This window comes from Capnocytophaga granulosa ATCC 51502 (assembly GCF_000411115.1).
In the GTDB taxonomy this organism is placed as follows: Bacteria; Bacteroidota; Bacteroidia; order Flavobacteriales; family Flavobacteriaceae; genus Capnocytophaga; species Capnocytophaga granulosa.
On the sequence record NZ_KE150255.1, the window covers coordinates 247,087 to 269,669 of the forward strand.

General features: G+C 39.9%; 24 protein-coding genes and 1 pseudogene. 12 read left to right on the forward strand and 13 right to left on the reverse strand.

From position 1 onward, the window contains the following. Window positions 1–2 precede the first annotated feature (2 nt). Together HMPREF9331_RS08650 and HMPREF9331_RS08655 are read left to right on the forward strand one after the other, a co-directional pair. Window positions 3–206: a hypothetical protein gene (locus HMPREF9331_RS08650; RefSeq protein ID WP_016420591.1), complete on the forward strand. Its 204-nt coding sequence runs from the start codon at window positions 3–5 to the stop codon at window positions 204–206. Next, window positions 203–934 (forward strand): LytR/AlgR family response regulator transcription factor, encoded by a 732-nt coding sequence (locus HMPREF9331_RS08655; protein WP_016420592.1) that lies wholly within the window; start codon window positions 203–205, stop codon window positions 932–934. Before HMPREF9331_RS08650 ends, HMPREF9331_RS08655 begins: the two co-directional genes overlap by 4 nt. Before the next feature lie 94 nt (window positions 935–1,028). On the opposite strand, the gene HMPREF9331_RS08660 is transcribed toward HMPREF9331_RS08655, so the two are convergent. Continuing rightward, entirely contained in the window at window positions 1,029–1,304 is a 276-nt protein-coding gene (locus HMPREF9331_RS08660) for a hypothetical protein (protein WP_016420593.1), read from the reverse strand. A gap of 227 nt (window positions 1,305–1,531) precedes the next feature. Between HMPREF9331_RS08660 and HMPREF9331_RS08665 the strand changes: the two genes are divergently transcribed. The 5 genes and pseudogenes from HMPREF9331_RS08665 (at window position 1,532) to HMPREF9331_RS08685 (ending at window position 5,557) form a co-directional block, all read left to right on the forward strand. Continuing rightward, the gene (locus HMPREF9331_RS08665) at window positions 1,532–2,125 is read left to right on the forward strand and encodes a hypothetical protein (protein WP_016420594.1); all 594 of its coding nucleotides are present in this window, start codon (window positions 1,532–1,534) and stop codon (window positions 2,123–2,125) included. Window positions 2,126–2,158: 33 nt separating this feature from the next. After that, complete coding sequence (locus tag HMPREF9331_RS08670; RefSeq protein ID WP_016420595.1) at window positions 2,159–2,704, forward strand: hypothetical protein; 546 nt, start codon at window positions 2,159–2,161, stop codon at window positions 2,702–2,704. Window positions 2,705–2,823: 119 nt separating this feature from the next. Then, window positions 2,824–3,302: pseudogene (locus HMPREF9331_RS08675) on the forward strand (Uma2 family endonuclease). Window positions 3,303–3,319: 17 nt separating this feature from the next. After that, the gene (locus tag HMPREF9331_RS08680; RefSeq protein ID WP_016420598.1) at window positions 3,320–4,894 is read left to right on the forward strand and encodes a DUF3137 domain-containing protein; all 1,575 of its coding nucleotides are present in this window, start codon (window positions 3,320–3,322) and stop codon (window positions 4,892–4,894) included. Window positions 4,895–5,005: 111 nt separating this feature from the next. Further along, window positions 5,006–5,557 carry a LemA family protein gene (locus HMPREF9331_RS08685; protein ID WP_016420599.1) on the forward strand — a complete coding sequence of 184 codons (552 nt, stop codon included), beginning with the start codon at window positions 5,006–5,008 and terminating at the stop codon, window positions 5,555–5,557. Between the two features lie 74 nt (window positions 5,558–5,631). Here the strand turns inward: HMPREF9331_RS08685 and HMPREF9331_RS08690 are convergent, their stop codons facing one another. Both HMPREF9331_RS08690 and HMPREF9331_RS08695 read right to left on the reverse strand, forming a co-directional pair. After that, on the reverse strand, window positions 5,632–6,009 hold the full coding sequence (locus HMPREF9331_RS08690; RefSeq protein ID WP_016420600.1) for a RidA family protein: 378 nt from the start codon (window positions 6,007–6,009) through the stop codon (window positions 5,632–5,634). A gap of 237 nt (window positions 6,010–6,246) precedes the next feature. Next, entirely contained in the window at window positions 6,247–8,994 is a 2,748-nt protein-coding gene (locus tag HMPREF9331_RS08695; protein WP_040357300.1) for a putative LPS assembly protein LptD, read from the reverse strand. 177 nt (window positions 8,995–9,171) lie between these two features. On the opposite strand from HMPREF9331_RS08695, the gene HMPREF9331_RS08700 reads away from it, so the two are divergent. From HMPREF9331_RS08700 to HMPREF9331_RS08720, 5 genes are all read left to right on the forward strand, one after another. Beyond that, a complete protein-coding gene (locus HMPREF9331_RS08700; protein WP_016420602.1) occupies window positions 9,172–10,197 on the forward strand; it encodes an N-acetylmuramoyl-L-alanine amidase family protein in 1,026 nt (341 codons plus the stop codon). 58 nt (window positions 10,198–10,255) lie between these two features. After that, window positions 10,256–10,885, forward strand: coding sequence for a putative polyvalent protein kinase domain-containing protein (locus HMPREF9331_RS08705; protein WP_016420603.1), 630 nt, complete (start codon window positions 10,256–10,258; stop codon window positions 10,883–10,885). 140 nt (window positions 10,886–11,025) lie between these two features. Further along, the gene (locus HMPREF9331_RS08710) at window positions 11,026–11,898 is read left to right on the forward strand and encodes a nucleoside phosphorylase (protein WP_016420604.1); all 873 of its coding nucleotides are present in this window, start codon (window positions 11,026–11,028) and stop codon (window positions 11,896–11,898) included. Window positions 11,899–12,592: 694 nt separating this feature from the next. Beyond that, the gene (locus HMPREF9331_RS08715; RefSeq protein WP_016420606.1) at window positions 12,593–14,836 is read left to right on the forward strand and encodes an FUSC family protein; all 2,244 of its coding nucleotides are present in this window, start codon (window positions 12,593–12,595) and stop codon (window positions 14,834–14,836) included. Window positions 14,837–15,174: 338 nt separating this feature from the next. Further along, the gene (locus tag HMPREF9331_RS08720) at window positions 15,175–16,284 is read left to right on the forward strand and encodes a ComEC/Rec2 family competence protein (protein ID WP_016420607.1); all 1,110 of its coding nucleotides are present in this window, start codon (window positions 15,175–15,177) and stop codon (window positions 16,282–16,284) included. Between the two features lie 280 nt (window positions 16,285–16,564). On the opposite strand, the gene HMPREF9331_RS08725 is transcribed toward HMPREF9331_RS08720, so the two are convergent. The 10 genes from HMPREF9331_RS08725 to HMPREF9331_RS08770 all read right to left on the reverse strand — a co-directional run bounded on the left by HMPREF9331_RS08725 (window position 16,565) and on the right by HMPREF9331_RS08770 (window position 22,512). Next, a complete protein-coding gene (locus HMPREF9331_RS08725) occupies window positions 16,565–17,860 on the reverse strand; it encodes an ATP-binding protein (RefSeq protein WP_016420608.1) in 1,296 nt (431 codons plus the stop codon). 3 nt (window positions 17,861–17,863) lie between these two features. Continuing rightward, entirely contained in the window at window positions 17,864–18,349 is a 486-nt protein-coding gene (locus HMPREF9331_RS08730; protein ID WP_016420609.1) for a hypothetical protein, read from the reverse strand. A gap of 7 nt (window positions 18,350–18,356) precedes the next feature. Then, entirely contained in the window at window positions 18,357–18,734 is a 378-nt protein-coding gene (locus HMPREF9331_RS08735) for a hypothetical protein (RefSeq protein WP_016420610.1), read from the reverse strand. A gap of 12 nt (window positions 18,735–18,746) precedes the next feature. Beyond that, window positions 18,747–19,109 carry a hypothetical protein gene (locus HMPREF9331_RS08740; protein WP_016420611.1) on the reverse strand — a complete coding sequence of 121 codons (363 nt, stop codon included), beginning with the start codon at window positions 19,107–19,109 and terminating at the stop codon, window positions 18,747–18,749. A gap of 4 nt (window positions 19,110–19,113) precedes the next feature. Further along, window positions 19,114–19,536, reverse strand: coding sequence for a hypothetical protein (locus HMPREF9331_RS08745; RefSeq protein WP_016420612.1), 423 nt, complete (start codon window positions 19,534–19,536; stop codon window positions 19,114–19,116). Window positions 19,537–19,560: 24 nt separating this feature from the next. After that, a complete protein-coding gene (locus tag HMPREF9331_RS08750) occupies window positions 19,561–20,253 on the reverse strand; it encodes a leucine-rich repeat domain-containing protein (RefSeq protein ID WP_016420613.1) in 693 nt (230 codons plus the stop codon). Between the two features lie 27 nt (window positions 20,254–20,280). Then, window positions 20,281–20,502, reverse strand: a complete 222-nt coding sequence (locus tag HMPREF9331_RS08755; RefSeq protein WP_016420614.1) for a DUF6140 family protein — start codon at window positions 20,500–20,502, stop codon at window positions 20,281–20,283. A 54-nt stretch (window positions 20,503–20,556) separates the two neighbouring features. Next, entirely contained in the window at window positions 20,557–20,856 is a 300-nt protein-coding gene (locus tag HMPREF9331_RS08760) for a YkvA family protein (protein WP_016420615.1), read from the reverse strand. A 588-nt stretch (window positions 20,857–21,444) separates the two neighbouring features. Further along, on the reverse strand, window positions 21,445–21,705 hold the full coding sequence (locus tag HMPREF9331_RS08765) for a hypothetical protein (protein WP_016420616.1): 261 nt from the start codon (window positions 21,703–21,705) through the stop codon (window positions 21,445–21,447). A 120-nt stretch (window positions 21,706–21,825) separates the two neighbouring features. Next, window positions 21,826–22,512, reverse strand: a complete 687-nt coding sequence (locus tag HMPREF9331_RS08770; protein WP_009642827.1) for an LOG family protein — start codon at window positions 22,510–22,512, stop codon at window positions 21,826–21,828. Window positions 22,513–22,583: the final 71 nt, after the last annotated feature.

Sequence of the window (22,583 nt, forward strand, 5' to 3'; positions counted from 1 at the left end):
ACATGTATCGTATTCTTCTCTTGCTCTTATGTATAGGTAGCTGCTATGCTCAGGAGCTCCCCCAAAGCCCTATCTCTGCTGGTCGGGACACAGAGGTAGCAGCGTTCTTATTAGCCACCGAAAAGAACAACGCCTACCTTATCGCTGCCCCTCGAAAAGCCCCTGAAAGCGGATATTGTATAACCTTAGTAATCCCTATCTTATGAAAGTGTATATTTTAGAAGACGAACCGAATATACTCCGTTATCTCATTGCCCTTGTAGAAAAGCTCCCTTTTGCTCAAACAGTAGGTTATAGCTCGAATATAGCTACTGCAAGGCAGGAGATTCCTGCCCTATCTCCCGAACTGGTACTCTCAGACATACAACTCTCAGATGGGAATAGTCTAACCCTTTTTTCCGAGATAGAAACAGAACACCTACAGCTTATCTTTATCACCGCCTATAGCCAGTTTGCCATAGAAGCACTGAACTTAGGTGCCTTTGCCTATTTGCTTAAGCCTATTGAGGAAACATTCTTCAACCAAACCCTGCTGAGATGTTATCAGAAGAAAGAGCAGTTCAAGGTCGCAGCCTCCCAGCTGCAACTTGCCTTACAATATATAGCCGATAAGAGTCAAATAAGTAGGATCTCTCTTTCTACCGCCGAAGGAATAGATGTAGTGCCTATAGAGAAGATTGTCTACTTGCAGAGCGATAAGGGCTATACCACTTTTTACCTTGACGACGGAAAGAAGATCTTAGTCAGTAAGGTCATCAAGGTATACGAAGGACTTTTGCCCTCCTCTCAGTTCATACGCTCTCATCAGTCCTATTTGGTCAATGCTCGCTACGTGCGAAAGTATTACAAAGAAGGCGTTTTGGAGCTGACCACAGGTGAGCGTATCCCCGTGGCTGAACGCCGTAGAAGGATTGTTAGCCAAGTCGTACTCTAATGCTTCTACAGCTTGTATAATCTTAGCTGAATAGGTAAAAGAACCATTGTGTTCATACCAATAATCAAGTGTATTGTGATAGTCGTTTTTGGCATCAATAGCCCATTTTACTTCCATATTTCTCTCTGGTTTCTTTTTGCAAATCCCGACTACTGATACTTACACCTTGTTGTATTTGCTCTCTTCCTTTCTCTATTTTCTGAATATCTTCCACCGTTAGTTCTTCGAAGAAATCTGTCTCTTCACCAAAAGAGACCTCTGTAGCAATTCCTCTAAGAAATCGCTCTATATAAGGCACATCTGACTCTTGCACCTTTGCTTGTAATAACACAGTGTTCATACATTCTTTATTAGGTATCAAAGTCTCCATTCTGATAGTATTTAAATCATGTGCAAAAATACAAATTTAATTGTTAATTATCAAACTCTAAAAAGTGAAAAGTGAAGCGTGAATAGTAAAGAGCATTTTTCGCTCTTTACTATTCACTTTTCACTTATTTTTCTGCGAATATTTACCCCCCCCCGCGAATATTGATTCTTTTACTTATAAGCGCTGAAATTATTTATCTTTGCCGAATAATATAAAATTGTTAGATAATGAAAAAGTTATTAACCATGGCAGGGATAGGCCTTGCCTTAGTTATAAGTAGCTGTAGTTCCCTCACTGGGAGCAAACTTGTCAGTGCTGAAGGATTGGAAAAAGCCAAAAAACTCTTAGAGAAAGATCCTTATACAGGCAAGGCTTTCACTAAGGTAATGCTTTGGGCAGGACAACCTTTGGAAGAGAATTTTGAATCCGTAACCGCTCAGTATTTTGATGAGAAGCAAGGCAAAGACGTATCACAAAGAGCCTCCGAGGCAGGTCTTAGCTCGCCTGATATTTCCTCTGACGAACCCTCCAAAGCGGAAACCTTTACCCTCGCCGAAATTCCTTTTGACAAAGTACCTGCCCAGGTGGATAAGATGATAAAGTTCCTAAGTTCACAATCTGAATTAGAAGAAATGGAAGGCTATATCGTGCATTCCATTGTCTTTACTAAGGAAAACGGACAGATAAAACAAAAATATGAAATCCAGTGCACTAAAAAAGGGGAAGGAAAATCCGTAGAAGGGCGTAATATTGTAACCAATTATTACCAATTCCATGTAACACCTACCCCTGACGGACAATATGAAGTTAGTGAGTGGTAGTATATAAGATTGTTTCACTAAAATCAAACTAATATGAGTCAAGAAATTCCACAAAGTTTGCCTGCTTATTTTGAGTCGCATCCTGATCAGTTTGCCAAAAAGAATGACATTGCTAAGAAGGCTATTAACGGAATACTTTTTTTAGCATTCCTTGTACTGATGATATATCCCGAAATTACCCCTGTTGGGGAGCTATGGGTGTGGCGTATCATTGCTGCCATAGGACTGGTATTCACTGGTTTAGGATTCTATACGGCCTATGATTACTATAATATCCAAACCAAAACGAAAATCAAGGCCAAGGGACATAAAAAATTTGATTCTGGCCATACCACTGTGGAGGAGTTGGCACGCCTTTTAGAACAAGGAAACTACCAAGAGTTGGCCAACCTACCCTCCAAGAACAACCAGCCCTTACAGATGTTTTCTTGGGAGGACAAGGACAACAAGACTTTCTATATCCTTTTGATGAAGTATTTTTCCCCATCAGATTTCAGAGGAGTTACTCCTGTGAAAGTGGTCTCTGGGGCGGACTATGACCGCTATAAGACCCTTATCAGTGCTATTGATGGATACTAAGATAGTGACAAATGACAAATGACAAGTGACAAATAACAGATTCTATAAAAAGTGCTTAATTTGTTGTTTGTCATTTGTTATTATTTTTGTACATTTGCAACGTAAAACAATGGGCTCCTATGGAAATCACCTCTTTAAATCAGTTAGACCTTGTCAATGGGATTTACTCCTATGCCGATTACTTAGTCTGGAAGATAAAGGAGCGTGTGGAGCTACTCAAAGGAAAGATTCTTGAGATGTACGCTTCCCACAGAAAGGGGAAAGCCAAGTATATACAGTCGTACAACCTGACTTGTGTGTGGTCTGTGATTTTGAGAAAATAGACAGCAAGGGCTGTGTAGGTGCACCTGACTTAGTGGTTGAAATCCTTTCCCCTGGGAACTCTAAAAAAGAGATGAAAAGCAAGTTTGCCCTCTATCAAGAAGAAGGGGTTCGCGAATATTGGGTAGTTGATCCTGAGAGAGAACTTGTTTTTGTCTATGTGGCTGATAACAAGAAATTTAAACCCACTATACCCATTGCAGATGACTATGTGTACTCCACTATTTTCCGTGATTTTAAGATACATACCTCTGACCTTTTCCATATAAAAAATTAATCATTAATCATTATTTTATGACTTTATCCGATGCTAAAGAATATGTTCTCTACGAGGTGCGTAGAGAAAAGCGTATCACCCTAAGAAACCTTATTATCGTAGTGGTACTGATCCTTATAGGAATCTTCTTGGCAGTGAAGTACCTACTGCCTTTTCTAAGCCAACAGACTACCAATGTCCCTACCTATGTGAAATTCGTACTGCCTTTGGCCTTGCTGCTCACTGCCGCTTATCCCCTTATACGGGTGTGGAAAATCCTTAAGCGTGGCGAGCAGGTAGAGGAGGCTTTTTCCCTAATCGGCCAAGGAGAAGAGTGCCGCATCGTCAGTGAGACAGATGATTACCTCACAGTTATTCCCTTTGGCAAACGCTCTCGTATCCAAATGGACCCTATCTCTTACTTAGGGGTATCCATTAAGAACAAAAACTACACGCTCCCTATCCACTATCGTGCAGGCTCAGCCGAGATCAAGCGTGTCCTTACTGGAGCCGATGAGGGGGCTTACAAGGAAGTGATGTACGAACTCTATAACAAACCGCAGTCCAACACCCTATTTGACAAGGCAGCAGTGAAAAGCCAAGCCGAAAGAGCACCTATCACGCTAAAACCTGTAGCCGAGTTCCGCTCCTTTGCTGAAAAGGAATTAGCCCCTACCCTTGCCTCTATGGAGAAAGGGCGTAGTGCAAGTCATGGAATGTTCAAGACCTCTACTATAGTCGCTGTAGCTTTCGTAGTGATAATGATGGTCTTGACCTTTACAGGTGTACTTAATTTCTCCTCTCAAACAAGTGTGCTGTACTTTATCATAGGTTTTGTAGTTTTTGGTTTCCTATTGAGCTTTATCTCTATGCAACAGGCTAAGAAAAAAATGGCAGGTGCGGAGGATTACACTCAGCTTAAGTCCAAGATTTTCAGTCGTGTGGTGCATTACATCAGCCCTGATTTTCAGTATATAGAAAAGGGACATATAGGCCTTGGTGACCTTCTCTCTTCTTTCCTTTTCCGCCAAGAGCGCTATGACCTTACAGGGGGCGACCAGATTGTAGGTCACTACAATGGGGTGCCTTTCCAGTCTTGTAATTTAGCACTGACCTATCGCCCAACGGTTCGCAAGGAGAACGAGTCCGACCGAGTAGCTTTCTATGGAAATTACTTTGTGGCACGTTCGCCCAAGACTTTTAAACACCCTATCGTGATACACCCTGTCAAGAGCTTTTTCGGTACGCTCAACGACAATGATATAGCCGCTTACCTCAACACAGGGGGCGAGCGTATCCGCTTGGAAGACCCTGAGTTCCAAAAGATGTTTGAGGTATATTGTGATGACCAGATTACTGCCCGCTATGTGCTTACCCCCGCCTTTATGGAACGCCTCAAAAAGCTCAATGAGCGCTACAAAGGCCAAGTATATATCGCTATCAATACCGATAACATCGTTATTGCTACCAACCGTGGCAATGTGCTCAATGCGGTAGATAGCCCTATCGGTGCCCTCTTCCAAAAAATAGACCTCAACTTAGTTACCCAAGTCTATGAGGAACTGGTAGAACAATTACAAATGATTGAAACACTGAAGCTCAGTGGTCAGTAGTCAGACGTCAGTGGTCAGCAGTCAGACGTCAGTGGTTAGTGGTTAGCCTCTGAAAACTAACAACTAACCACTAAAAACTAACCACTAACAACTCAAAACTCAAAACTTATTATGGTTACTTACATTTTACTCGGTGTAGGAGTAGTAGTGCTCTTATACATTGTCTTGGTTTTTAATAAGATAGCCAAGAGAAAAAACCAGATACAGAATGCTATTTCCTCGTTGGATTCGCTTTTTATCCAGCGAGCAGAGCTTATTCCAAACCTTATTGAAACTACCAAGCAGTATATGAACTATGAGCAGGAGACCTTAGCTCAAATCACCGAGCTGCGTACTCCTGTGGTTACTGAAAAACAAAACCCCTACCTGCAACCAGAGAAGGGGAACAAGATGCTGATGAATGTCATGGCACGTGCGGAGGAATACCCTGAGCTAAAGGCTAACCAACAATTCCTACATCTGCAACATGCTTTCACCGAGTGTGAGGAGCAACTGGCCGCAGGTCGGCGCTACCTGAGTGCCTCCATTACCGATTATAACGATGCCATCGTTACCTTCCCTGCCAATCTGCTGGCGGGACTCTTCGGTTTTTCCACTTACCAATGGCAATACGCTACCCAAAAACAGCGTGAAGCGATTGATGCGAAAGAACTCTTCAAATAATGATTAATGCCAATAATGATTAATAATTATCATTATTGGCATTAATTATTTGTTGGCATTATTGGCATTAATCATTATTTCACTGCTATGCAGGAGATTTCCACAGCTACACCTTTAGGAAGTTTGGCAACTTGGTAGGTTTCGCGAGCGGGTGCCCCTTCTCCGAAGTAACTACCATAGATTTCATTTACCTTGGCAAAATTGCCCAAATCGTCCAAGAGGATCGTGGTTTTCACCACTTGGTCAAAGGTATAACCTGCCTCTTCCAAAATCGCTTTAAGGCTCTGCATCACTTGTTTGGCTTGGGGTTCTATACCTCCAGCGACAACCTCGCCTGTGGCAGGGTCAATAGGAATCTGTCCAGAAACATAGAGGGTGCCATTGGCTTCAATGGCTTGACTGTAAGGGCCTATCGGAGCAGGCGCCTTAGAAGAAAGAATAACTTTTTTCATTATTTAAAGAATTATAGGATCTTAGGTAGTGACTAGTGACAAATGACTAATCCACTGTGGTATTGGTCATTAGTCATTAGTCATTAGTCACTTGTCGTTAGTCACTCGTCATTAGTCACTTGTCACTTGTCGTTAGTCATTTGTCACTCGTCACTTGTCACTTGTCATTAGTCACTTGTCATTAGTCACTCGTCATTAGTCACTTGTCATTAGTCACTTGTCACTCGTCATTAGTCACTAATTAAGTGTTCTATCCGGTGATTTGTTTTTCTCCCATTTCAGGTCGGAGAGCATAGAGGCCTTTATCCCTATGAAGAAGTGCCATGAATTGCGGTCGCCAAAGGGTGAAAAGCTAAAGGACATACGGAAACTGTTCAGGTCTCGCTCGAAACGGAACTGGGTATAGGTAACCCCCTTATCCTTGAAATCATACCCTGAGGACATTCCTACTCGGAACTTAGGCGTTAGGTCTATATTGCCTGACACCATAAGAGAGTTACTAGATATCATAGGGTTACGATTGGTATTGCTATACGAAAGCGAATAGGCAAGGGTCAAGTCCCACGGCATAGAAGCATTGAACAAGCGTGTGCCTTGCTGCTTTTCCTTATCTTTGTCATTGGGGTCATCTTCCTTCATGGGTTTGCTCAGATCGGTATTCATAGCCGAGCCGAAGAGATCATCGGCACGCCCTCCCGAAGCGGTATTATCCGTATTCTTGCCTTTCTTAAAGTTCTTGCTGGAGAAGGCATAGTTCAGGGTCATATTGGCATTGGTAAAGCGAAAGAGGCTCCCTCCGTTGTTGATATTGAACTTATCCAATTGTCGCCCATTGATATCTATCGCATAAGGGTTAAAGGTTGCCCCAAAATTCACCCCTAACTTATTGTCAAACAGTTGCGTTCCTCCGGTCATATTCAGTGGGGAAAAGCGTTTGGTAACCATGTCATAACCCGAAGAAAAGTTAAGGCTATTGAGCAACATCACCTTCTTAGGTTTGGCCTCCGCCAGTGAATCTTTACCCTTCTCGCGCACCTTAGCCTCAAAGGTATTGCTTAGGGAAAAGCTCAGCGAACTGGACTCATTGCGACCAGGTGCTCCATAGAGTCCCCCTTCAAAACGGCTATAATCACGCTTAGTTCCAAAGGCATCGGCTATATAGTAGTCGTAATACTTATCAAACGAAGGCGTATAGCCATAATTCACCGAAGGGCGCATCACATGCCTAATGGCCTGTATTTTCTTATCCTTTCCAAAATCAAAAGTCCCATAGATGGTCGTTCCCAGTCCCGCCCCAAAGTTATAGGTCATATAGCGATCAAAGCCATTGATGGTGTCCTTAGTGGTCTTGTTGGTCAACTCGTCATAATCACGGTACTTGATGGTCTTGAACTGCCAAGTCTCATTGATAGAGGAGTTAAGCGATACGCTGACAAACTTGAGCACCTTGAAGTTGGTTGAGATAGGGATACTATGGCGAAAACCCGTTTGTCCTTTGGCAAACATGGTTTGTGAAAAGAAATCCCTATCGGTAGTGTTGTAGCGGTTATCCCCCTGTAGGCTATAGTTGAAGTTGATGTTCTGTATCAGTCCCTTCTTGCTCATTCCACGCTTTACAAAGGGGTAGATACGTTCCATACTCACCCGCAGGGCAGGCAAGGTCATCTGGATACTCTGCGTATTGGTATTCTGCGAGTGAGAGGCCGTAAGTGACAGATTCACCGACGGATAGGACGGAAACGTACGCGAATAGGAAATAGATGAGGAAAGCGTATTGTTCAGGAAGTTGGACGAGTTCTCTTGGTTATACGAATTCTTATAGTAAGTGGAGCTACCCAAATTCACCGATGAGGAGAAAGTGGAGAGCGGACTGGACTTAGTATCTTGAGAATGAGACCACTGTATATTGTAAATCGAGCTACGGCTGTAATCGGGGAAACCTCGCTGGCTATAGATAAGGTTTTCATAACGCACACTTAGGTTGCCCGAATACTTATAGCGCTTGCGATAAGTAGAAGCCCCCCTAAGACCATAGCTCCCATTGGTATAGTAATCTCCGGTCAGCGCCAAATCCACATAGTCGGAAATCACAAAGTAGTAGCCCCCATTCTGGATATAGTACCCCCTATCATTGACCTCCCCAAAGGTAGGAAAGAGCAAGCCCGAAGTACGTGATTCTACCATAGGGTAATAAGCAAAAGGCAGTGCAATAGGCGTAGGCACATTGGAGATATACATATTGCTAAAGCCTGCCACAATTTTCTTTTTAGGGACAAACTTAGCTTTGCGCAAGCGGATATAATAGTCAGGATCGGTAAGGTCTTCGGCAGTGGTAATCATACCCTCCTTGAAGAAATAAGTAGAGTCGTTCTCTTTTTTGATAATCTCGGCACGTATTTTGTTCTCATCCTGAGTGGTATAAGCGTTGCGGATAATGGCCTTTTTAGTTACATAGTTAAAGCGAATAGAATCAGGCTCAATCACCTGCTCCGCCTGCTTGAACACTGGCGCCTGCACCAGCTCACCCACACTGTCCTTGATACGCCCAGCGTAGGCCTCGCGCTTCTGGTAGTCAATCACGCTGATACCTGCCTTAAGATCGGTATCCTCGTAAGTAATCTGAGACTCATCGTATAGCAATACCCTATTGAGCGGCTTGCTAATGACCACACAATCCTTGGCATGATAGCGCACCACATCGGTAAGCATGGCAGGACTTTTGCGCAGGGAATCCATCTTGAGCGTATCGGCAACCTTGCTAAGGGACGGGGTAAGGGTATCTGCCTTTGAAGTAAGCGTATCTTTCTTTCGAAACTGAGGTTTCACAAGGGAATCACTTGGCTTTAGGAGCGTATCCAAGGGAGGGAGTATAGGAGGCGTAGGGGTATGACCCGCCTGAGACATTTTCAACTCTTGTTGGGCTGAAAGTCCTATAAAGCAGGCAATCAAACTCAGGAATAAGGTATATTTTTTGTATATTTGCAAAATATAAGCAAGCCAGTGTGATTGTTCAACATTTTTTTTTACCTTTGCATTTTGAAAATCAAAGATTTAAGCAATAGGTAAAGACTTTATTTTCAGAGGTCAAACTTACGGATATTTTTTGTATCTCAAAAGAGATAAAGGAAGTTTGTGAATGTTTTTAAAGAAATTTTATAATTAATGAAAAAATATTTTTTCTATATCTTTTTATTCTTTTCCCTCTCTGCCTTGGCGCAGACAGAGACTTTTAAAATCGTCTTAGATGCAGGACATGGCGGAAAAGACCCTGGGAAAGTACATAAGAAAATATTTGAAAAGGATATTGTCCTGAAAATCATTTTGCTCATAGGTAAGGAATTAGAAAAAGACCCATTATTCAAGGTTACCTACACCCGTAAGGACGACCGCTTCATTGAGCTATACGAGCGCGGAGCTATCGCCAATAAGGCCAAGGCTGACCTCTTCGTATCGGTACACTGCAATTCCTCCCCCAGCAAGGACGCCCATGGATCGGAGTCTTATGTCTTGGGCTTACATGCCAATGATATCAACTTTGAGGTAGCCAAGGAAGAAAACCAAGTAATCTTCCTTGAAAAGGATTATAAGGAGCGTTACGCAGGCTATGATATCAACTCCCCAGAGTCCTTCATAGGGCTTTCTATCATGCAGGAGGAGTACCTCGAACAGAGTATCCAAGCGGCCAAGCGGGTACAATCTTCCTTGGCAGAGAACACCCAGCGCCGCGACCGTGGGGTAAAGCAGGCGGGCTTCATCGTCCTACACCAAACGTATATGCCCGCTATGCTCATAGAAACAGGATTCTTGAGTAACCAAGAGGAGCGCGATTACCTCAACTCCGCCGCAGGACAACAACAGATTGCCTCCAGCATCGTTAAGGCCATTAAGGGCTATTATAATTGGCTAAAGAATAATAGCCAGCTAAGCAAAGAAGCAGTCGCTGCCGCCAATGGCGATCTCTTCTATCGCATACAAATAGCCACTAGCAATAAGGACTTACCCGCAGTTCCTTCCAACTTCAAAGGGCTTAGCCCCATTCTCAAAGAGAAGATCGGCAACGCCTTCCGCTACTATTACGGCAAAGAAACCGACCTGAAGAAGATAGAAAACCTTCTGCAACTGGCTAAGAAAAAAGGCTTTACCGACGCTTTTATCGTAACTTTTATCCGTGGGAAAAGAGCAAACTAAAGGAGTGAAGAGTGAAAAGTGAAAAGTGAAAAACTAACAACTAACCGCCACTAAAACTGTGAATAAAAATGAACTTAAAGATGTCCTTTGCGGAGCGAGCCAAGTTAGCTATGGAACTCCTATCCAAGCAATCGCCCGTTACCTTAAAAGAAGCGAAAGCTCAAGCCATAAGAGTGAAAAATCGAAGTCAATCAAAGAAGAAGAAACAAAGAGACTCTGTCAGTGGATAGAGGAGCATAATTTTTGGTATACCCCCATTGACATCAGTAGCTTTATATCTGCTGGAGCTGAACAAAGAGTTTATTTAGAAGGAGAAAAAGATGTTTTAAAACTCAATGATGGTATTTATTATGCCACATGGTTGGATTATTTATACAATCTTTTACTTAATAACTATTTTTTCCCCGATACTGCTTATGAACTTTTAGGCTTCTACAGAGAAGATAAAACTCTATATGCAGTAGTAAGACAATCCTTTGTAAAAGAAAATGAGCCTACTTCTTTAGAGAAAGTAAAAGCCTATTTAAAAAACAATGGTTTTGAGACTATTCGTAACAATGACTATAGAAATCCTGAATTAGGTATTATTCTAGAAGACCTACATGATGAAAATGTCCTTACCAAGGATGGTATCTTATTTTTTATTGATACTGTCTTCTATTTAGAGAATGATTTTTGGAATGATTAGTACCTTCTCTTATCTGTAGGCAGAAGTCAGAAGTCAGAGTCTGACCACTAACCACTGACCACTAACCACTAACCACTAATTTTTATTGGTAATTAGCCTTTAAAATCGTATCTTTGCGAAAAGCAGTAAAAACTAAAGAAATGAACAACGCTGAACTTATTCTCTCTGGAGAGGGACGTATCTATCACCTGAATATTCATGCAGAGGATATCGCCCCTACAATTCTTTTGGTAGGCGACCCACAAAGGGTACCTGTGGTAAGTGCCCATTTTGACAAAGTGGAATTTACCGCCCACAAGCGCGAGTTTGTAACCCACACTGGCTACTTGGGCGGCAAACGTATCTCAGTGGTTTCCACAGGAATAGGCCCTGATAACATCGATATTGTGCTGAACGAACTAGATGCACTCTTCAATATTGACTTCAAGCAAAGAGCCCCCAAGGAAGTACATACGCCCTTGACTTTCATTCGCTTGGGAACCTCAGGGAGTCTGCAAGCAGATATTCCCGTAGATAGCATTGTCCTTTCCGCTTTTGGCTTGGGTATGGACAACATGCTACACTCCTACAAAGACAGCCCCAAGGTGCGTGAAAGGGCTATGGAAGAGGCCTTTATCTCCCATACACAATGGCTCATGGACAAAGGGCATCCCTATATCGTAAAAGGAAGCGAGGCGCTCCTTGAAAAGCTATACACCCCTGCCGTATTCAAGGGAATCACTGGTACCGCTCCAGGGTTCTATGCCCCACAAGGAAGGAAACTGCGCCTTGCCCCCCAAGACGAACAACTCAATGAGAAATTAGCTTCTTATACCTTTGAAGGGCATCGTATTACCAATATGGAGATGGAAACCGCCGCTATCTATGGCCTCAGCAGGCTCCTAGGTCACCAAGCGCTATCTATGAACGCTATCATCGCCAACCGTCCCTTAGGTACATTCTCTGCTGATCCTGGAAAGGCCGTGGAGAAACTTATACAATATGCACTGTCTATAGTGACCAATGACAAGTGACTAGTGACTAACGACAAGTGACTAGTGATTAATAATTTAAGTTTCTCAAGCTTTATAACTTACTGATTCTCAAAACATCCCCCCTACCCCCCCTCAAGGGGGGAGTTAGTAAGTAGTAGAGGTTCAATAAGTTATAGAAAGAATATTTTCCAATTAAACAAACAAATTAGGCTATTTCAACGCCCTTAAAGCTCCCCCTTTGGAGGGGGGTGAGGGAGAGGTTTTTACAAATAATTGATTATTAGTTGTTTATAATTTCAATAATAGCCTAAAAACGAATTGCGAAACTTAAATTAATAATAAAAAAAAAAATCCTCACTATGGTGAGGATTTTTACTTAAAACTAACTGATTTCTAATGAGGTTAAAACAACTGATATAAAAACACTAAAAAAGAACTTGCTCATTAGAAAAAACGTAATGGAAATGAAATACTAAAAACATTCCTTTACAGGCGGACTTTTACGTCCAAACAACAACAGTGCAAAGATATAACTTTTTCCCGAATAAACAAGCGTTATTTTTAATTATTTTAAATAAAAGTTTTTGTTTACTGACTATCAGATAGTTATAACCCAATCTTATTTCCCCCTTGCTGGCGCGAGTCACATACTCGCTTCCAAGCATGAGAATAAAAAATATTTTTATTTTCCCCTAAGATATTGTACTTTTGCACTTAGAACTGATCACAGCAGATGAAAAGACTTGATTTTTTAGATTTTCTCAAGAGTTACGCCTTTGTTATTGGGGTAATGAAATCCTTTGCTATACTCTCCTGCGCTATAGCGGGGTGGTTCTTAGGCAATGTATCGGCAGGGCTTACTGCGGCTACGACCATTATCATGATTGCCCCCAGCGATATCCCTGGTAACCGCAAGCACCACTTAGGCGGGATTGTCATCGCTACCCTCTTTGTGGCTATTAGCTCCGTATCGGTGAATTTCGTTCATGCCTATGGTTCGCTCTGGCAGCTGCTTACGGTCATGGCTATACTTACCTTTTGCTATGCTTATATCTCCCTCTATGGGGCAAGAGCGGCGATGGTCTCTATTGCTGGGATCTTCACACTCACCTTGGCTTTAGTGCGCCCTCTGGAGGGTATCCATATTCTCTACAATGCACTGTATATATTTTTGGCAGGGGCTTGGTATATTTTTTTAGTTCGGGTACTGATGTGGATACGTCCGCGCCAATACAGCGAACAGCTCTTGGCTATGTGTATGACCCTTACCGCCAAATATTTGCAAACACGCGCCTTGCTCATTCGTGATACTGCTCACCGCGTGGCCAACAAACAGGTACTCCTTTCCCTACAATCCTCCCTCAATGAGGAATATGAAAAGCTACGCGCGGTGCTGCTCGACTCCCGCTCCAAATCAGGTAAGACCAACTACCTACAGCGCCAGTTCCTTATCTTTATCGAGATGGTGGATATCTTTGAATTGGCTATTGCCAATCCTATCCCCTACGAAAAGGTGGATAAATATGCGGAGAAGGACGCTGTTTTCTTTGAGAAATACACGCATTTCTTAGAGGAAATCTCCCAGATACTCCTTAAAATGGCCGAGTATATAGGGGAAAGGAAGAAAGGCACCTTCTCCATTAGTCTCAAGAGTCTTTTAGAAAAGCAATTGGAGTTCAAGCAGGCTTATATTTCTATCAGCCAAGAAGGATCTTTCTCTGAAGAACAAATGCTTTTGGAGAAAATGTACCACTATCTGGCCAAGCAAACCCAAAATATCTACAACGTACAGCAGATATTCAACAATTACTATACCCAAGAGGTGAGTTTCCGCGACGAGAAGAGTTACCGCCGCTTTGTCAGTGCCGACAACTACTCCATTAAGCGCCTAGCCGACCACTTTTCTTTTCAGTCGTCCTTCTTCCGACATGCCTTGCGCCTTGCCATTGTTACGGTCATTGGTTATTTGATAGGGAACGCCTTTGAGGTACAGAACCCTCACTGGATTCTCTTTACTGTGTATGTGATCATGCGCCCAGGTTATGGGCTGACCCTCAAGCGCTCCAAGGATAGGGCTTTGGGTACGCTCATCGGGGCTGGATTTGCTTTTGTCTTGGTCTATATCTGTCAGTTTGTCCTACACTTGGACTACGAGATTTACAAATATATCTATGGGCTAACCATTCTCATGAGTATGCCCTTTGGTTATGGGCTATTGCAGGAGAATTTCAGTATGAGTGCAATCTTCCTCACCCTATACATTGTCTTGGCCTATGCCCTTTTTGTTCCTGATGCGATGAGTGTGGTGCAATACCGTGTGGTGGATACGCTGATTGCCTTTGCCCTTTCGGTGAGTGCTAATTACCTGCTCTTCCCCTCTTGGGAGCATAAGAACTACAATCTGCTGATTGTCAAAAGTCTTAGAGCCAATTTAGGCTATACCAATGAGTTAATCAAGCGGGCAGACAACCCCGAAATCACTACCGAGTACAAGGTAGCTCGTAAGAAGGCCTTCCTAGCCTTGGCCAACCTGAACGCGGGCTTGCAGCGTATGCTTCAAGAGCCTAAGTCTCAGCGGAAGAACTACAACGTCTGTAACGAGATACAGGTGCTTCAGCAGGATTTTCTCTCCTGTGTAGCGACCCTTAGCACTCAGCTCAGTGAGACGCCCTCCCCTATCGTCCGCGATCTCTTTGTTCGTGCCATACAGGAGATACAGCACAAGCTCCAGCACTGTGTAGCCCTTTTGGACGGCAAGCTGGATGAGGAGATACGCCCCTTTGACCCCAAGGTCTTCTACGAAATCCGACAGACGACCCTTGAGCTATTTGCCGAGCAAGGCAAGACCCCTCGTGCCGACAACCCCTTAGCCGCCATTCGCCCCCAAGAGATGCTCTTTTTTACCGAACAACTCAACTACCTAAGAGAACTGACGGAGAATATTGAGAAAATGATTGGTCAGTTAGGAGGTAATTAGTAGAGATATCAATATGCCAAAAAGCCTCTTCGCAAAAAGGAAGAGGCTTATAGTTCGCTTTTTAAGTACCTGTTTTACAGCTTATAAAAGAGTAAAAGGACACTGTGGCTAAAGATAGTATGGAAGACTATCTTCCAGTGTGCAAAGGTACGATTATTTTTTAAGCTGGCAAAGGGATTTTGTTCGACATTCAACTAAAGAAGACAACTTTCTAAAGAATAAAATGCAAATTTTATTTGTGTATATGGGAATATTTTGTTAATTTTGCATCGTTTAAGAACTCTTCGTTTTCTCATTTTGTTAGAATGAAATCATTTTAATCTCTAAAAAACCTAATTATGATTCAAAGAATTTTTCATCCAGTAGGCCAAGGTGCTTTTTATTCTGAAAGACATGAAAATCATAACATTGTCTATGATTGCGGGAGTATGAATGTTAGTAAGGGTAAAAAAGTTGTATCTCAAAGTTTTAGCAAAGATGATATAATTGACATTCTTTTCATCTCGCACTTTGACTATGATCATGTATCTCTAATTGAAGACTTAAAGACAACAGTAAAAGAAATCAGAAATGTTGTAATACCTTTGTTACATCGCAATGAAAAGATTTTATTATCTAATGTGTTTAAGGCTTTAGGAGAATACTCTTTAGCCTCCTTAGTGGATAATCCTAATAAATTCTTTGGAGCAGAAACTCGTATTATTAGCGTCCAAGTATATAAGAAAAAGATAAATTCTGAAAAAGGGGAAACTACGAATATAAAAACCATTAATTTGACAGATATAGAGCAAAACCGAAAGATACCAAGCGGAACTCCTATAACCATAGAAAATTATTCTGATTGGGTATTTATCCCTTTTAACTATAAATACAAAGATCGAAATAAAGAATTTCTTGATAATTTAAAAGACGATGAGATCGAGAAACTTAAAAGCTCTGAGCATATTTTTGACTTAGAATTTCGAAACAAAATAAAGACGGTATATAAAGAAATCAATGGTAATATTAATGAAAATTCCATGTTCTTATATTCAGGTCCTACCGAAAAGAATTTAACCTTTCAAGATTTATATTGGGAAAATCATATTTTTAACAACTTTCCTTGTTATTTTTTCTCTTCTATTTTCGGTATATCTAAAAAAGTAGGCTGCTTATACACTGGCGATGGGAAGTTAAATTTTGTAGATGAAGAAAAGATATATGAAAAATATTGGGACTTAATAGGAACAATCCAAATACCTCACCATGGAAGCCTAGCATCTTTTGACAATAAGATACTTAAAGACAATAAATTTATTTGTCCTTTTTCTGTTGGGAAGGACAATCCTTATGGGCATCCTTCTATAAAAGTAATTAGTGAAATATTATCACACAAGAGTTACCCTATATATGTAACAGAAGATATTGATAGTATATTTATTGAAATAATTGAAAAAAATAAAGAGTAATACTTTTGTACATTAGAGGTAAAAATGCGAATCAATAGTTAAAAATATCTGTATAATCTAATTCGTTAAGACGCAATAAATTGCGTCTCTACGGATGACTACGCTCATCAGGAGTTGTCTTAGCCAGCGTTAGGATAGAGACGCAATTTATTGCTTCTTAGAAAGTTAGCAAATAATATTTTAACTATTAATTCGAATTAGAAATAAAACATCTCCCTCTCTTACAAAAAAAGAAAATTTAAAAATAGTAGGCTTACCTTGCGGCAAGCCTACTATAATTTTAGGAGTTTTCCTCCTTACTCTCCTCTTGTTTTTCTTCAGTATTTTCTGTTTTTTCTGGAGTATTTTCAGACTTCTCTTGTGCGAGTTTTTCCTTAATCTTGCTCTCTATCCTTTCCTTTACTTCCTTACTAATGCTTCCTTTTTGTTTTCGCTCTTGCTCGAATTTCTCAAGCCGCTCTTTATGTTTTTGGAAACCTTCAAGAAAAACTGCTTCACCAATCGTTTCAGTAGATTGTTGTACTGCACTCGTAAGGCTTTCCAAAACTGCATTCTTTATCTCTCGTCCTGAAAATCCTTCTGAAATCTCAGCTAATTTCTTACAGAGTTCCTCTCGGTTTACTTCCTCTGAAAAAGGCACTTTAGAAGGGATCGTAATCGCGATAATAGCCTCTCTATTTTCTAAAGTAGGCAGGTCAAAATGAATATGCTTCAAAATACGAGATTCAAAAGCCTTGTCATAATTATCTGCCAAGTTGGTTGCAAAGATCACTACCCCTTCAAAATCCTCTAAAAGAATAAGCATTTGACTTCTAAGAGAGTTAATTGCTTGGTCGGAGCTACTAGATACATTCTGAATACGCTTGCCCAAGAAAGAATCTGCCTCATCAAAGAAAAGTACAGCATCTGATTCTTTAGCTGTATTGAAAGCCTTGAATAGGTTCTTAGGGGCATCCCCTACATATTTGGATTCAATTTCTGCATAATTAACGGCAAGAATATTCTTGTTCAACATCTTAGCAACCGCATGAGAGACCATTGTCTTCCCTGTTCCTGGTGGTCCATAGAAGTTTAAAATAAGCTTAGGCTTGGCATCCACTTCCTCAAATCCCCAATCCTCATAAATACGTTTTTGATTTTCTATAAGTGCAAGAGATAGGAGTATGTCTTCCTTTACTGAAGGAGGCAGGATTACTCGCTCTAAAGCAAATTTAGGTACTTGTGGAATAAAAACCATTTCTTCTTGCTTCCCATTATTAGAAGCCGTATTTGATTTTTGTCCTTCCATTTTTTCCTTATTTTTAAAGATATAAACATTAGGCAAATCCTTAATAAAGTCCTTATAGTCTCTAAGGATTAGGTTCTTACGAAAGTAAAGAGCCTCCTCTAACTTTCTGTTTTCTTTATAAAGGTCTTCTTCTATAAGAATTCCTACCCTATTGGATATTTTTATCTCATAGAATTTACCTGTTCTCTTATTGAAGTCTTCTAAAAAGTAAAGCCCTTCCTGCACTTCTGTGGCAGTAGTCTTTATCTTTTGGATAACTTCAAGAACTTTTGGTGAGTATTCATTCATGAATTATATGAGTACTAATTTATTTTTATTCAATTCTCTATCAAGCTCAGGGTCTATCGAATTATAACTAACCTTTTCAGCATAGTGTACTTCTCCATTCCCAAATACCCCTAAAATAGTCTCATTAGGATTTTCACGAGATATGAAACCTCTTTCCAATCCAATATCCATAAATGTTTCATTCTTTATTCTACTACCTATAAAAGAACTCATCCCTTTAAAAACTTTTTTCTGTTTTGCTTTTTCAGAAGTATTAGGTGTCCTTTTCCAATTATTATAATCTGTTCTTATCTCTCTATCTGCATTTGTTCTATTGAAAAATGTAAAAGATATAAAGGTTAAACTCTTAAACATATCCCCAATAAGATTTGCCCCTTGTTTTACAAGCTCCGGATTTTTAACTGCAAAATTAGCAACCTGTGCTGCTGTTGAATTGGGCTTATTTAGGATATCATCTCCTATTTTTAGTAATAAATTAAATAAATTCATATCTTATCTATTTTAAAATAATCATTTCTTTATCTCCAAAAGCATCCTTTAAGTTACTATCTATTTCCTTTGTAGCAACAATTAGGGTGTTATCTTCTAATATCTCTTCTTTACTTTCATTATAGTACGTAAGAACAAAATATTTAAAGCCTTCTTCAAAAACGATTCCATAGTCATTTGATTCTTTGATAGGAAACATTACAGGTTTATTATCTTTAATACTTACTCCCTGCTTTACAAAATACTCTTTTACATAATGAAGCGTTAATTTTTCCACCTTATCTTGTTTCAGTTCTGAAACTTTTTTTGTATTTCTTCTTAGAAGGAAATAAGCAGTAATTCCTCCTAATACAACTACTGATGAAATTATAGCAAATGTTTTCATTAGCGTATATTTTTAAGTTAAAACAATCATTTCTTTATTACCAAATCGAGATTTAGTCTCTTCATCCAGCTTTCCAGCTTCTATAATCTCTGTTTCTTCTTCTATGATTTCTCCTGTTGATTCATCATAGAATGTATTAGCTATATAATCCTTATTATCATCCAATCCAATAGAAATCTCATTATATTGCCCCTGCTCCATTAAAGACTTAAGTTTTACAGATACAGCCTTAATGTTTGGATGCTGCTGTTTTACTCTATTATATCTTGCTTTGAACCAATTTACAAGATTTGCAAAGAAATTGAATATAGCAACAGCAATTTTTTTAATAAAATCCCATGCTTTTTTAAAGAAATCTATAAGTATATCCAACATAATTTTACAATTTAACAATTAACAATTCCTTATCACCGAAGGCCTCCCTTAATGTTTCTGCCATTATATCACAACGAACACAGATAATTTTATTCATATCCAAAGCTTGCTTATCTTGATCCATATATTGTAGGTACAGCTCTAATTTATCCTTCTTATTGCGTCCACCATTAAGTACTGCTAAGAACTTAGCATCTTCCACTTTTGTTTCTCTGATAATCTCCTTAAGATTTTCCATATCCAACTTTTCCGTGCTAATCATTTCACAGGGCAAATCGGTAGCATCTTTGACTCTCTGAGAGAGGTCTTCTATTGCTTCTAGTATTCGACTCTGGAATTTTTCCATCATCATAGTAAGTTTTTCAAGATTTTCCTCTGCAAAAAAATCTTGTATTTTACCCACCGTTTTTTCGAAATTTAGTTTCATTTTAAATTTATTTTAATTAAACAATTATTTTTCTATTAATCTGCTTTTATATATACACCAAATATCTTTATTTTCATAAAGAGAGAGAGAGCCTTTAGGAATTTCAATATTTACATTTAAGTTAGGAAAAACATGAGACCTACCAAGTGTTGGAGAAATCTTACCCCTCATTATTATTGTATTCAGAGAAGAACATTCATAGAAAGCATAATCTCCAATTTTTGTTATATATTCCCCTATCTCTATTCTCTCTAATTTATTACAATTACGAAAAGCTCTGTCCCCTATGGTATTTATATCATTAGGCAATGAGATAAGGACTAAGGAAGAACAATTACAAAATGCTCCTTCCTTAATATCCCTTAATGATACTCCTGTATCCCTACTCAAGAATCTAACTGAACTTAATTTTTTACAATTTTGAAATGCTTCTTTCCCTATATTTTTTATATTATTAGGTAATTCAACAGTGGTCAAAGAACTACAATTCTCAAAAGCTCCTTTCTCTATCTCTATTAAAGAATCGCATAATACAATAGTATCAATAGTATTTTTATACTGTTGAATGGTTGATGAGGTAATTTTCTTATCTTGAATTTGGATACTTCCATAAGGTAAGTTTCCACCATTATAGACCTTAATGGAAATTAGAGTATTCAAACCTTTAAATACTTCTCTTTCTATTTTTTGTGCTTTTTCTAATACAATTGTTGTCATCTAAAACAAATTACAGAAATTAGTCTTTTACCCTATTTTCACTACTTTCAGTACCGCTCCCAAGGTTTGGAAGATACTACTGATATTGATACCATATACACGCTGAAAGACAGCGATTACGTCTTTTCCGCCGTTTACTGAAACGGGATTGGTAGTGGTCTGAGTTGGGATCACAACTTGCATCCCTGGTTCTAAACGGATACCATTGGAGGCTACCGTCCTACTTACTGTTACTTGATACAGAGGCATGGTTTTAATTATTAATGGTTAATTGTCAATTGTTAATTTAGTGGTTAGTATTCCTCAATTGTTAAATAGCTTCACAATCAGGGTTCCTAAGAGTAGAATTAGGAGAATACTGATAACTCCAAAGATGATCACTGCCCATTTGACAAACTTTAGCAGCTGGGCAAGGCTACTATTCCCCTCAGAGGCATAGCCTTGTAATAGGTTTAGTCCTACTATTGTAATGATGAAGAAATCATCTACCCAGCCTACTATAGGAATATCAGGAACTATATCCACTGGACTTAGCAGGTAGGCTATTGATAAGAACATCAATACCCAATCGGCCGTATGGCCTTGTTTAACTGTTGTACTCATAATTTGGTGATTAATTGTTAGTCGTTAGTCGCTTGTCACTAACTTTGTTTCTTGGGGCAAAATTACAATCCATGCTGGACAAACTACGACCAGCGATAAGTTAATTTCAAACTTTAACATTTTGTTTCCTATAGGACATAAAAAAAGCGCGGCATTCCTTGTTGCTTGTACACGGAAGCCCGACCAAAGGCCTACACCAAAAGCAAAAGGAATGCCCACGCCTGAAACGTAGGCATCTCCACTTTACTTTCCCTTGGTGTTGAAAAAATTGGTCGTATTTCCGTGTGGGGGAAAATATAAAGCGAAACGCTATTTTTAATGATTAATGATCAATCGTTAATGATTAATAATCTTTATGATTACTTGTATTTCTGTATTTTTCTAATTATAAATTGAAGTGCAAAGATAGTGAAAATTTTTGTAAGTCAAAAGAAAAAATTTATATTTTTCAAGTGGTCAAACTATGTCCATTTTGTTAATTTGTTAATGCGCTAATTGACCTATGAGTTTATTAGCCGAATTTGCTATTTAGTTCTTGGAGTATAGCTCCAAATAATATCCTCTTTTTCTTCTGGAGTTAGCAGACCATCATCTAAGTTTCGTAGGCGCTCTGTTGCTCAGGAGTAAGGTAGTCGTTGTATTGCATATAGATATCATAGGCGGGCCAACAAATCCCTCTCTGTAGCACTTATCTGCTTGGTCAAGGGCGGCGGCTATCTCTGCTGTAGGGGTAGGGCGGGGTGCTAACGCTACAAGCAACTCCCTAAAGAAATCCTCCGAGTGCTGCCCATAGGAAGGAATTATCCCTATGATAAATGGGGTCATTAACAAATAGATTCCTCGTTTCATAGTTTGTTCATTAAAAATTAATGTTCACTGTTAGTGAACACACAAAGACAGTGAACATTTTATGCAATAAAGGCGAATTGTCTTGAATTTAAGGGCAAATTGCTATTTGCCCCTACATGGTTAAAACTTCGGTTTGAGGCTATACTTGAGGTAGAATTTTTCAATGATGTCCTCTACTTCATCGGCAGTATCTACAATTCTGAAGATATCCATATCCTTAGCAGCGATGTTGCCGAACTTGTCCAAGAGAACCTCCTTGATCCATGCTACCAATCCGCTCCAGAACTCGGAGCCTACTAAGATGATGGGGAAAGGTTCTATCTTAGTGGTCTGAATCAGGGTAATAGCTTCAAAAAGTTCGTCCATAGTACCAAAACCTCCTGGGAAAACGACAAAGGCTTGGGAGTAGCGAACGAACATGACCTTGCGAGCAAAAAAGTAGTTGAAATGCAGATTTTTATCTCTGTCTATATAAGGGTTGTCGTGTTGTTCAAAGGGGAGTTCTATATTGATTCCTACCGAAGCCCCCTCGCCCTGAGTAGCGCCTTTGTTGGCTGCTTCCATGATCCCTGGGCCGCCGCCTGTGATCACTCCAAAGCCCATGCCTACAATACGCTCGGCAATCTCTGTGGCCAAGTTGTAATACTTGCTATCGGGCTGGATACGGGCAGAGCCAAAAATAGAAATACAAGGGCCTATAGCACTAAGACGTTCGTAGCCTGTGACAAATTCGCTCATGATCTTGAAGATCCCCCAAGCATCATGTTGTTGTAATTGAAATTCTTCAAATTGTCGTTTTTTTGTCATCTTTTATAATTGTTAATTATTAATTGTCAATTGTTAATTCAAGTTTCCCCATGCTGGCGCGAGCTTGCTGC